General features: G+C 42.7%; 9 protein-coding genes. All 9 read left to right on the top strand.

The features are described 5' to 3' along the window. Positions 1–235: 235 nt before the first annotated feature. Positions 236–2227, top strand: a complete 1992-nt coding sequence (locus tag QUB30_RS10340; protein WP_333332813.1) for a hypothetical protein — start codon at positions 236–238, stop codon at positions 2225–2227. Positions 2228–2548: 321 nt separating this feature from the next. Continuing rightward, positions 2549–4096: a PfkB family carbohydrate kinase gene (locus tag QUB30_RS10345; RefSeq protein WP_333332816.1), complete on the top strand. Its 1548-nt coding sequence runs from the start codon at positions 2549–2551 to the stop codon at positions 4094–4096. A 2-nt stretch (positions 4097–4098) separates the two neighbouring features. Then, positions 4099–4728, top strand: coding sequence for an HAD family hydrolase (locus QUB30_RS10350; RefSeq protein WP_333332819.1), 630 nt, complete (start codon positions 4099–4101; stop codon positions 4726–4728). A 121-nt stretch (positions 4729–4849) separates the two neighbouring features. Then, positions 4850–5839: an SDR family oxidoreductase gene (locus QUB30_RS10355; RefSeq protein ID WP_333332822.1), complete on the top strand. Its 990-nt coding sequence runs from the start codon at positions 4850–4852 to the stop codon at positions 5837–5839. Between the two features lie 62 nt (positions 5840–5901). Beyond that, complete coding sequence (locus QUB30_RS10360; protein ID WP_333332825.1) at positions 5902–6867, top strand: thiamine pyrophosphate-dependent dehydrogenase E1 component subunit alpha; 966 nt, start codon at positions 5902–5904, stop codon at positions 6865–6867. 8 nt (positions 6868–6875) lie between these two features. Continuing rightward, positions 6876–7937, top strand: coding sequence for an alpha-ketoacid dehydrogenase subunit beta (locus tag QUB30_RS10365; protein WP_333332828.1), 1062 nt, complete (start codon positions 6876–6878; stop codon positions 7935–7937). A gap of 9 nt (positions 7938–7946) precedes the next feature. Then, positions 7947–8945 (top strand): GDP-mannose 4,6-dehydratase, encoded by a 999-nt coding sequence (locus QUB30_RS10370; RefSeq protein WP_333332831.1) that lies wholly within the window; start codon positions 7947–7949, stop codon positions 8943–8945. A gap of 44 nt (positions 8946–8989) precedes the next feature. Then, positions 8990–11569, top strand: a complete 2580-nt coding sequence (locus QUB30_RS10375; protein ID WP_333332834.1) for a tetratricopeptide repeat protein — start codon at positions 8990–8992, stop codon at positions 11567–11569. Positions 11570–11614: 45 nt separating this feature from the next. Continuing rightward, the gene (locus QUB30_RS10380) at positions 11615–13156 is read left to right on the top strand and encodes a tetratricopeptide repeat protein (RefSeq protein WP_333332838.1); all 1542 of its coding nucleotides are present in this window, start codon (positions 11615–11617) and stop codon (positions 13154–13156) included. Positions 13157–13166: the final 10 nt, after the last annotated feature.

A 13166-nucleotide genomic window follows, 5' to 3' on the forward strand; every position in this document is an offset into this window, starting at 1 on the left:
CGATTGCCAGTCACCTCGAAGTCGAAAGCCAAGACGAAGCTAACGAAAGGCGAGCAGATATTTATTTACAGTTACTGTATTAAGGACCGTTAAGATCGCTAAATTTTATAAGTTGTGGTGCAATTGGGAACTATAATGGCTGGTTGAACGCTAAATTTGATACTCCCAGCGAGAAGTCCCTACCTTCAGCGTTACCTGCACAGGAAAACTTCAGAGTTTGCTTTTTGAGGAAAAAATGAGTAAGTGGACAAGAACCTTTACCTTTAAAGGTAAAGAGTTATATTACAATCGGATAAAATTTAATAATCCGACAGAAAGAGCCGTAGAAATTTCCATTGCCTTTGATTTTATTGCCAATCTGGAAAATCCTCAAAAAATCCTAGAAGTGGGCAACGTACTCTCCCACTATGAAAACTCTTTGAGCGAAAATATTGGGATCAGATCGAGACGAATTGTAGATAAATTTGAAGTCGATCTAGGTGTAGAAAATCAGGATTTGATGAGTTTGCCATTAACGGAAAAATATGACGCAATAGTATCAATTTCGAGTGTCGAACACGTAGGGCAAGCAGACGATCCTTCAGGAGGCTATGGCGAAAATATAGAGTCCCGCGATCTAGAAGGTCCTCTAAAGGCGATCGCTAAAATTTACGATCTACTGGCTATTGATGGAAAAGCCTTGATTACTGTTCCTTTTGGAAGACTTACAGACGGAGAATGGTACATTCAATTTAGCAAAGAGTATTTAGAGGTTTTATGGAAAAAATATGGGATCCCGAAAGATGCTATATCTACCAACTATTTAAAGCTAATAGATAGAGAAACAATAGATGAAAAGCATTATATGCTTTGGCAAGAGGTAGATGATAGAGAACTTAGCAATAGCGAATACGGATGGCCTTTATCACAGTCCAATGCAATTGCCGTGATAGAACTTACCAAAGTTTCCAGCGAATTTAATCTCAACTTAAACCTAGAACAAACTGATTTGTATTATAATATGGCTTACGAACAACGCAGAGAGTTTGAAAACTGCAAAGCCCAACTTCATCAGATTCAGAGAGAGTTGGCGCAGTCGCAGTCACAACTATATCAAACTCAGGCAGAGTTAGAACAATCCCTGACGGAACTAAATCAAAGTCAGAAAGAGTTAGAAGTAGTCCAAGGTCAAATTTATCCCGTTCAAGGAGAATTGGAACTGGCGCAAGCTCAACTCTATCAAACTCAGGAAGAGTGCGATCAATTTCAGTCCCAACTATATCAAGCTCAGGAAGAGTTAGAAAAAGTCCATCCCCAACTACATCAAACTACAAGTGAGTTGGAAATATGCGAGTCACAACTGTACAAAACTCAGGGAGAGTTGGAATTAACCCAAGCTCAACTATATCAAACTCAGGAAGATCGCGATCGATTTGAGTCGCAAATGTATCAGGCTCAGGAAGATTGCGAATTAATACAAATTCAACTGCATCAAATTCAGGGAGAATTACAACTATTCCAAGCCCAATATCATCAAACTCAGCAAGAATTGGAACTATCCCAATCCGAACACCATCAAACTCGGCAAGAATTGGAACAGTCACAGTCTCAACTGCACTCGACTCGGCAAGAATTGGAACAGTCACAGTCTCAACTGCACTCGACTCAGCAAGAATTGGAACAGTCACAGTCTCAACTGCGCTCGACTCAGCAAGAATTGGAAGTATCCCAAGCCGAACACTATCAAGCTCAGCAAGAATTGGAACAGTCGCAGTCGCAACTCCACTCGACTCGGCAAGAATTGGAATTATCCCAAGCCAAACACGATCGAACTCGGAAAGAATTGGAACAGTCGCAGTCGCAACTCCACTCGACTCGGAAAGAATTGGAAGAGTCGCAGTCACAACTGCACAAAACTGCGGGGCAATTAGAGAGATGGCGTTTTCAGGAAAATGCCGTCAAAAATCCAGATGAAAATAATCCAGTGCAGTACGGCGTTCTAGTATGGGAAGCCTGGTATGCTTATCGCAACAACGATAGGGCTGGGATGTCTCATTCTCTACAGAAATCTTTGAATTGTACGCCTTTCTCACCGACAGAAACTATTGTGAACTGGTTGGAAAATTTTGGTCGATTTTCCTTAGAAAAAGGCGAGTATCTCGATACGAACTCCCTGAGCAATTCCCTCGAATGGAAAGAATTGATGAGGCGTGTCCTTGCTGTTAAAACTACGGTAGGGCGTATCTAGGCTCAGGTGGCGGGAACACTAGGCTTAAGCGAGAGTCTAGTGTTTAAAATAGCCACCGGGAAGCTCAGCGCACATACCCATTCTCCCTGAGAGCATCGTCTGTTTGTAGCTCTGCCCTTAAAACTGTTCAGGAATAGCGTCGCAAAAGTGAAATCTGCTCCGGTTTGGGTGAAAAAAGTCCGTTCATCTTTTTTAACGCAAGTTTGTAGATGCGCCATCGCGAACATCACCTGATATAGTTACAAAAACTCGGATTCTCCCGTCTTGTAGGGTGGGTATGCAAGCTCGTCAGAGTAGGAAATTACACCATTTAGTTCAAAGATGCTGACAAAGAACACAGAAAAATATCTTGATTTTGAAACTTGTAAAGAGTTACTTGCTAATGTCCGAGAGCAGAACCGTAAGATAGTTCTCTGTCATGGGGTGTTTGACCTGCTTCACCCCGGTCACATTGCCCACTTGCAAGAAGCAAAAGCTTTGGGAGATGTATTGGTAGTTTCAATTACCGCAGCTCATTATGTCAACCGAGGCCCTGGAAGACCAGTTTTTTCTGATGATTTGCGACTTTATTCTATTGCCTCTCTAGCTTGCGTAGATTACGTGCTATTGGCTCCTGTTGCCACAGCTTTAGATGTACTAGATCGAGTTCAGCCAAATTTTTACTGCAAAGGTCACGAATATGCTGACCACAGTCAAGATGTTACTAAAAACATTGACCGGGAAGCAGATCGAGTCAAAGCTTACGGCGGAGAAATTCGCTATACAGGCGAGATTGTTTTTAGCTCAACAAAGCTGCTCAATAACTACACGGATGTGTTGCCACCCCATATCAAAACCTATGCCATCCAATTAAGCCAGCAATACCCTTTTGAGGCAATTCGCAAGGGCGTTGATGCGATGCAAAAGCTCAAAGTCTTAGTGTTGGGGGACGTAATTATTGATGAATTTGTTCACTGTACAGTGCAGGGTTTGACTTCTAAAGGCAGAGTTATTTCGACTCGCTTTTTGAAAAAAGAGCAGCATTTAGGAGGTTCTTTGGCTATTGCCCGCCACATTGCGAGTTTTGTAGACTCTGTAACTGTGGCTGGTGTTGTAGGGAATGAGCCAGACATTCACAGCTTAATTTTGAATAACATAAATGGCAGTATTAGGCTAGATTTACAATATGAAAATGGTGCCACCACCGTTACCAAACGCCGTTACATTGAGCGGCAGGGAATGAGGGATAATTACACCAAGCTGTTTTCTATTAATGAGCTGCAAGAAGAAGGACCAGATCCCAATCAGCGGCAAAATTTATTAGATCGTTTGCGGAAAACGATTCGGGATTATGACATGGTGGTGGTTGCAGATTACGGACATGGATTGCTCGATTCTGAACTCATGGATATGGTTCAAAATGAAGCTCCTTTTTTGGCGTTGAACTGCCAAACAAATAGTGCAAATTACGGCTATAACTTAATTACTAAGTACCGTCGAGCTGATGTTTTTTGCTTGGATGAACAAGAACTACGTTTAGCTTTTTCTAGCCGTTACGGAGACCACAATTATCTGCTTAAAGGCTTGTTCAAAAATCTAGATGCTCAGCAAGGATGGCTCACTCTAGGTTCTGCGGGAGCGTTGGGAATCAATGCTAAAGGAGAAGAAGATTTGAGTCCAGCAATGACGTTGGCGGTCAAGGATACAATTGGGGCGGGCGATGCGTTTTTTGCTCTGGCTAGCTTGAGTGCGAAGTTGGAATTACCGATCGCAGTTGGTTCGCTGCTGGGGAATTTGGCTGGGGCGATTTCAGCGAATACTCTTGGCAATGCTGAACCAGTAGAAAAAGCTCGGTTGTTGAAATTTGCTACCACAGTTTTAAAGGTATAGAGATGCCATCTTTTAGCAAGCCTCAAGCAATTTTGTGCGATCGCGATGGCACTCTAATTGAAGATAGCCACTTCCTTAGCCACCCCGACCAAATTGAGTGGATTCCGGGAGTGCTCGAAGCGCTAAAATTCCTGAAGACTCAGGACATCTCAGTATTGGTGCTGACTAATCAATCGGGAGTAGCTAGGGGTTATTTCCCAGTGGAGGCAGTGGAGGCAGTTAACGATCGAATGCGACGGGATGCTGAAGTGGCTTCAGGGGCGATCGCCGATTTTTATTACTGTCCCCATCACCCCAAAGGTGAAGTTATCGAGTATAGTTACGTTTGTGAGTGTCGCAAGCCGTCGCCTGGGTTATTTCTGCAAGCGATGGCGGACCACAGTTTAGACCCGAGGCGGTGCTGGGCGATCGGGGATAGACTCAGGGATTTAGAGCCTGGTTTGCAGTTAGGGATGAAAGCTTTTCTGGTGAAAACTGGCTATGGAATACAGGAACACCAAGATTTGTCTAAATCTCCGTTTTACGATCGAATAACGGTAATTTCGTCAATGGCAGAAATTAGTGACTTTATCCAAAACAGGAAGAATTTTACGCGGTCAAAAATGTTAAATGTAACACCTTTAGTGGGATAATTAATATATTAGACATGGGTAAAAATAAAGTGTAGGGAAGGCAAGATGCCTACCCCATAACAGTTTTTATAGAGGTCTATTAACCAAAGTCAAAATAATTGAGAAATGTAGGGGGAATCAAATGCAACAAGTTTTAGTCACAGGTGGAGCGGGTTATGTGGGGGCTGTTCTAGTTCCTAAACTACTTCAAGCTGGATATCGAGTTAAGGTTGTGGATTTGTACATTTATGGAGCAGATGTTCTATCCGCAGTCAAAGACCATCCGGGGTTAGAAGAGATTAAGGGAGATATTCGCGATCGCCCACTCCTAGAAAAAATTCTCCCCGGATGCGATGCTGTCATCCATCTAGCTTGCATTTCCAACGATCCCAGTTTTGAATTAGACCCAGACCTCGGTAAGTCGATTAACTACGATGCTTTTGTAGACTTAGTAGATGTTGCAAAAAACAGTGGAGTCAAACGGTTTATATATGCTTCTTCTTCAAGCGTGTACGGCATCAAAGAAACCGAAAATGTTAGCGAAGAACTGCCACTGCAACCTTTAACAGATTATTCAAAGTATAAAGCAATGTGCGAGGACGTGTTGCTGGCAAAGCGGGAGCCTGGGTTTGTCACCTTGATTCTGCGGCCGGCGACGGTGTGCGGTTACTCGCCTAGATTGCGACTGGATTTGACCGTTAATATTCTCACTAACCACGCGGTTAATAATCGTAAGATTACAGTGTTTGGCGGCGAACAAAAGCGACCAAATATTCACATTGAGGATATGACCGACCTTTATATCAAGTCGCTCCAGTGGTCTGATGAGGCTATCGACGGTAAGATTTTTAACGCGGGATATGAAAATCATACTGTGATGCAAATTGCTCAAATGGTGCGAAATGTGGTAGGAGAAACAGTAGAAATAATTACCACGCCGACCAACGACCACCGCTCTTATCACATTTCTTCGGAGAAGATTAAGAAGGAACTTGGGTTTGTGCCGCAGCACACAATTGAAGATGCTGTACAGGATTTGGTGAAGGCGTTTAATGCTAATTTGATTCCCAATCCGATGACAGATAGCCTTTATTACAATATTAAGACGATGCAAGAGCTAAGTCTTAAGTAAAAAAAGGAGATTTCAAACAGAGGGTATTCCCTATTATTGCTCGGCTAAATATTTGTTTTACCATGCCCCCAGAACTGCAAAAAAAACTATTTTTTTCCATGCTCCGCATCCGCCGAGTGGAAGAGAAAATCGTCGAACTTTACCCGCAACAGGAAATGCGTTGTCCAGTACACTTGTGTATCGGTCAGGAGAGCGTAGCCGTTGGAGTTTGCACGGCTCTATCTCCGACAGACGCTGTATTTAGCGGTCATCGAGCTCACGGTCACTATTTAGCAACGGGAGGGAACTTGAAGGCTTTTTGGGCTGAGATGTATGGGAAAGCCACTGGCTGTTGTCGGGGGAAGGGTGGATCGATGCACCTAGTGGACTTAGATGTAGGATTTATCGGCTCTACTCCGATTGTTGGGGGTACTATTCCTGTAGGGGTAGGGGCTGCTTTTGGATCTATGATGCAGGGCTTGAACAAAGTGGTTGTTATATTCTTTGGGGAGGGTGCTTGTGAGGAGGGTGTATTCCACGAGAGTCTTAATTTTGCTGCCCTAAAAAACTTGCCAATTGTCTTTGTATGCGAGAATAATTTTTACTCGGTTTATACGCCTCTGGCTGAGCGACAGCCAGCAAAGCGTGAAGTGTACACCCTCGCTCAAGCACATAATATTCCGAGCTTTCAAGGAGACGGCAACAATGTAGAGCAAGTTTATCAGATGGCGAGGGAAGCCGTAGATCGAGCTAGAACAGGAGGCGGTGCAACCTTTTTGGAGTTTAAAACCTATCGCTGGCGGGAACATTGTGGCCCTAACTACGACAATCACATAGGTTATCGCACGGAGGCCGAATTTCAGCAATGGAAAGAGCGTTGCCCAATTCAGCTTACCCAGACCCAATTGTTAAAACGTCAGCTTTTGACAGAGGCCGAACTAGAGGAGATGGAAGGGGCGATCGCACTAGAACTGGCGGAAGCTGTCGCCTTTGCTAAATCTAGTCCTTTCCCAGAACAGCAAACTATCTTCGACCATATTTATGTTTAGGGTGTTCCATGAATCAGCGCGAAATCACTTTTGGCCAAGCAATTAATGAAGCCCTGATGCAGGCAATGGCTGAAGATAATTCAGTCTACATCATCGGTGAAGGCGTACCCGATCCTAAAGGCATCTTTGGCACTACCCTAGGACTTCGGGAGAAATTTGGCTCAGAGCGGGTTTTGGATATGCCAGTGGCGGAAAACGGCATGACAGGTGTTGCCATTGGTTCTGCATTAATGGGAATGCGCCCTGTTTTAACCCACCAGCGAGTAGATTTTGCGCTATTAGCAATGGATCAGATGGTGAACAATGCTGCTAAATGGCACTATATGTTTGGCGGACAGCATTCTGTTCCTTTGGTCATCCGTCTGATTATTGGGCGGGGTTGGGGACAAGGCCCTCAACACTCGCAAAGCTTGCAATCTTGGTTTGCCCATGTGCCGGGGTTAAAGGTGGTGATGCCAACTACACCTCACGATGCCAAGGGTTTGCTGCTGGCTAGCATTTGGGATAACAACCCAGTGATTTTTTTAGAACACCGATGGTTGCACAATATTGTTGGTCATGTACCCACCGAAAGCTACACTATAGCTTTGGGCGAGGCAAGAGTAGCTCGCAGCGGTCAAGATTTAACAGTTGTCAGCACATCCTACATGACGCTAGAAGCCCTGCGGGCGGCAACTTGGCTCAGTGTCGCCGGAGTAGAAGTTGAGGTGATTGACGTTCGCAGTTTGCGTCCACTGGATGCAGAGGCCATCTTGGCTTCCGTGCGGAAGACAGGGCGCTTGCTAGTGACTGATACCAGTTGGACTTTCTGTGGCTTTAGCGCTGAAATTGTTGCCTTAGTAGCTGAGAAAGCGTTCTCTCATCTTCTGTGTCCCCCTTGCCGAGTTGCGTTACCTGACACACCGACCCCGACCAGCCATGCGATGGCACAGTTTTATTACCCCAGAGCTGTTGACTTGTACAAAGCTAGCTGTGAGATGATGGGATTGCCTCACTCGGATGTAGAGCCAGATATACTACTTTCGAATCAGCTAGATGTTCCAGACAAATTTTTTACAGGTCCGTTCTAGGAGTGACAGATGACGATCAATCGTAAAATTGCTGTTTTTGGTAGTAATTCATTTTCTGGGAGCAATTTCATTGATCTGCTTTTAGAAGATGGTCACAATGAAGTCCTAGGAATTAGCCGCTCTCCGGAAAAAGGGTCTCTATTTTTACCTTATCTAAGGCATAGAAGTTCTCGGTTTCAGTTTCATCAACTTGATTTAAACCGGGATATGGTCAGGCTTTTACAAGTCATAGATGAGTTTTCTCCGGAATATATTGTTAATTTTGCCGCCCAGAGCGAAGTTGCTCCTAGTTGGGTAAATCCCGATCACTGGTTCCAAACAAATACAGTGGCATTGGCTCAACTAATTAATCATTTGAAAGACCAAAAATACTTGCAGCGTTATGTTCATATTTCTTCTCCTGAAGTGTATGGAACTTGTGAAGGAAATATAACCGAGTTGTCTCCAATGAACCCTTCTACACCTTATGCAGCTTCTAAAGCTGCGGCGGACTTGCTGCTTTATACCTATTATAAAAATTTCAAATTCCCGTTGGTAACAGTTAGGGCGACCAATGTTTACGGTGCTTATCAGCAAATATTCAAAATTATTCCGCGAGCGGCGATTTATTTGAAATTGGGCAAGACTATTGAGTTGCACGGCGGGGGACATGCAGTGAAGTCCTACATTCATATTCGTGATGTTTCAAGAGGCGAACTGGCAGTGATGGAAAAAGGACGGGTTGGAGAAATTTATCACCTATCTCCAGATAGGGGATATGCGGTACGGGAAGTGGTGCAGGGAATTTGCGAGGCAATGAACTGCTCGTTTGCAGAAGCAACAAAGAGCGTTGCTGAACGACTGGGACAAGATGCAGCTTACGTGATAGATTCGACTAAGGTCAGAACTGAATTGGGATGGAATACGCAAATTTCTTTAACTGAGGGACTTGCTGATGTTATCAAATGGGTCGATCGGTTTTGGGATGAAATTCAGCAGCAACCGCTAGATTATGTTCACAAAGCCTAGTAATTTTTAGTATGCTTAAAACCGAAATAAAGTGAGGTTAATTAATGAATAAAAGCTATTTTGATACGGCAAACAAATTGAAACAGGAAGGAAGATTGGAGGAAGCGATCGCTTCTTACTCAATGGCTATTGAGCAGAGCCCCAGCTTTTATTGGTCTTACCAAAATTTGGGGGAAACGTTATCAAAACTGGGTCGTTGGGATGAGGCAGTTAATGCTTACAGCCGGGCGATTGAACTCATCCCTAACTCGGCTTGCTCGTATTACAATCAAGGCGAAGCATTTGCAAAACTGGGTCGTTGGGATGAAGCGATCGCGTGCTATCAAAAGGCTCTTGAACTGCATCCAGATGACAATGAAATGAAATATCGTTTAGCAGAAGCTCTGGGACAGCGCACTCAGTTAGGTGTTGCTAAGGCAATTGCAGCTTATCAGAAAGCTATACAATTAAATCCTGAATTTGTTGAGGCTTATCAAAAACTGTCAGAACTGCAACCTGATAACATAGAAATTTGGTTGCAGCTAGGAAATATTTACACCAAACAGAATCGACGGCAAGAAGCGATAGCAGCCTACAAGCGCGTGATTGAGCTAAATCCTGAAGGGGAGCAAGCTTACCAGTCTTTGCTACAAATTCAACCTGAAAACTGGGAAATGTGGTGGAAATTGGGCAATTTACACGCTAAACTACAGCATCCTCTCAGAGCAATCGCAGCCTACCAACGAGTTAGAGAATTAAATCCCGAATTTGTCGAGGCTTACCAAAAACTGACCGAGTTCCAACCTGATAACCTAGAAATTTGGTATCAATTAGGCAATTTATATGCTCAACAGAACCGCAGAGAGGAAGGGGTAGCAGCTTACCAGCACGTCATTAAAATCAAACCAAATTTTGTAGAAGCCTACCAAAAACTGTCAGAACTGCAACCTGACAACATAGAAATTTGGTTGCAGCTAGGAAATATTTACACCAAACAGAATCGACGGCAAGAAGCGATAGCAGCCTACAAGCGCGTGATTGAGCTAAATCCTGAAGGGGAGCAAGCTTACCAGTCTTTGCTACAAATTCAACCTGAAAACTGGGAAATGTGGTGGAAATTGGGCAATTTACACGCTAAACTACAGCATCCTCTCAGAGCAATCGCAGCCTACCAACGAGTTAGAGAATTAAATCCCGAATTTGTCGAGGCTTACCAAAAACTGACCGAGTTCCAACCTGATAACCTAGAAATTTGGTATCAATTAGGCAATTTATATGCTCAACAGAACCGCAGAGAGGAAGGGGTAGCAGCTTACCAGCACGTCATTAAAATCAAACCAAATTTTGTAGAAGCCTACCAAAAACTGTCAGAACTGCAACCTGAAAATTGGGAAATATGGTATCGATTAGGTCATATTTACACTCAAGAAAATCGCTGGGAAGAGGCAATAGCAGCGTACCGCCACGTCATTGTCCTTAACCCAGATTATTATGAGTCTTACAATAGCTTAGGCAAGGCATTAACACAGCACGATCAACTCGAACGGGCTATTTTAATTTATCAGCAAGCCCTCACCCTTGCTCCTAACTTACCAGAAGCGCATTACAACTTAGGAAATGTACTGGCACAGCATAATCAATACGATCTGGCGGTGCAGAGTTACGAGCAGGCTATTGCTATCAAACCAGACTTTGCGGAAGCTCACTTCCAACTTGGCAACGCCTTTTCACGTCAGGGCAAGCCAAACGAGGCTATTATGAGCTATCAACACGCAGTAGCCCTTAAATCAGACTGGCAAGAAAATCAATTTAACAGCCTTAACGTTGAACTGGCAAAATTAGCGGATAATCCTCGCCCTATCAGCAACAAGTCCATAGCATTTGCAGGTCATTTTGTAAATCAAGTAATAAATGTTGTTGTCCGAAAGTACCACAGAACAGTTTTTTGGGGAGATGGGCTACTTAATTTTGACAAGGCTATGGGCTTTTGGAATGATGATATGTTTTCACAAGCATTTAATCAAATTAGAGGTAATTATCAGCATTTTGAGCGAGAGCAAACGGATGGAATTGCTTGGCGGCTACATACCTTAGTTTGGGCCGCAAAAAATGCAGTAAATCTTGTCGGAGATTTTGTAGAGTGCGGTGTATTTAAAGGAGATATGAGTTGGGTTATAGCTAATTGTATAGACTTGACTAAAGTTAATAAAAATTTTTATCTTTATGATACATTTGAAGGTTTCTCCGAAAAATACTCGTGTCCAGAAGATTTCCCGACAAATCCATACTTTTTGGATTATGCTGACCGAGCGTATAAAATACCAAATCTATACGAAACAGTGAGGCAAAGATTTGAAAAATTTGAAAAGGTTCGAGTTGTTAAAGGTGTATTGCCTGATATACTCGCAGAAAATTCTCCGTCTCTGATTTCTTATCTTCATATAGATTTAAATTCTCCTAATGCAGAAATAGGTGTACTAAATACTTTATTCGATCGTGTTGTATCTGGTGGTATAATTATCTTTGATGATTATGGTTTTATCGACCACGAAATGCAAAGGAGTGCCGAAGATGAATGGTTCCGAGAAAGGGGATATACCATTTTAGAACTTCCAACATCACAGGGCATGGTTATTAAAAGATAATTAAGTTCAGTGCAAATAGTTAACCTTGAGGATTTAAGAAAAAAGATGATCAACTACTTTGAAGAAGCTAATCAACTCAGACAAGAAGGCTCATTAGAGGAAGCGATCGCTTACTATAACAACGCCATAGAGCAGAACCCTGATTTTTATGCTTATCATCAAAATTTGGGGGAAGTATTGGCAAAACTGGGTCGGTGGGATGAAGCTGTTGATGCCTACCAACAGGCTTTAGAACTTAATCCCAACTCAGTTCATTCATCCCAAAATTTGGGCGAAGCCTTGGCGAAACTGAGTCGCTGGGATGAAGCGATCGCCTGCTATCAAAAAAATGTAGACCTTGCTCCAGAAGATTATGAAAATCACTATAATTTAGCAGAGGCATTGAGGCAGCGAACTTATTTAGATTGTGCTAAAGCCATAGATGTTTACCAGCCAGTTATTCAGCTTAATCCAGAATTGCTAGAAGGCTACAAAAAAATTCTCCAGCTTCAACCCAAAAATTGGGAAGTTTGGTTTGAATTAGGAAATCAATTAGCGAACCAAAACCAAAAAGCAGAAGCAATAGAAGCCTACAACCGTGTTATCGAATTAAATCCTAATTTTGTAGAAGCATTATCTAAGCTGGCTGAAGAAATGCGACGTAACAACCAGCTAGAAAAAGCAATCTACTACTGTAAACAGATTATAAAAATCAACCCTAACTCTGTAGAAAATCATTTCCAATTGGCGAAGAACCTTCTCTTGCAAGGCAAACGAGATGAAGCGCTACGCAGCTATTATCGGTCAAACCAAATTAAATTAGCCGAAGCCCGAAATCAAGGGGAAATAGGGACAATATGTTTGTGCATCTTACCCAAATCTGGCACTGTCTATATTATGAATTCCTTAATGGATGGATTGAGTTTACCACCATATTCACCTGAGCATTTGTGCGTAGAAGGTGTTTGGCCAGATTATTACTGGAAAGTGCAATCGTCAGAATTATTTAAGAAGTCAGTATCTTGTATCATGGCGGCTAATCATACTAATGCTAACGATTGGAATTTATTTACTATAAGTATGGTAGTAGATAGGCTAGTCGTCAATATTCGCGATCCGCGTCAAGGACTTCTATCCCTAATACACTACTGGGATAACCTATATAGCGAGATGATTGATAAAGGTCAAGATCAGGCATCACATTATTTGATATCATTTTCATGGTTTCCAGAAAACTATTTTTTTATGCCGCTGACAGATAAGATCACTTGGCACATAAATAATTTTTATTTGCCCCAAGCAATTAAATGGATAGAAGGTTGGTTAGACGCTGAAGCAAACCCTTCATTTTATCCGAAAATCCTATTTACTAGGCACGAAGATTTAGCAAGTAATCCTCAAGGTTTTTTTGAAGATATTTTGGATTTTTATGAAATAGAAAAATCTCGCTTTAAATTCCCCCAAAAACCAGAATTTAAGCAGGGAACTCATCACCGGAAAGGAAGGATTGACGAGTGGCGGGAAGTATTCACAGCAGAACAGGCAGAAAAATCTTCTAGCATGATTCCTAAGCGTATGCTAGAAAGATTTGGATGGGTCGAAAGATAAATAGTCCTGA

It is taken from the genome of Microcoleus sp. BROC3 (assembly GCF_036702515.1).
Lineage (GTDB): Bacteria > Cyanobacteriota > Cyanobacteriia > Cyanobacteriales > Microcoleaceae > Microcoleus.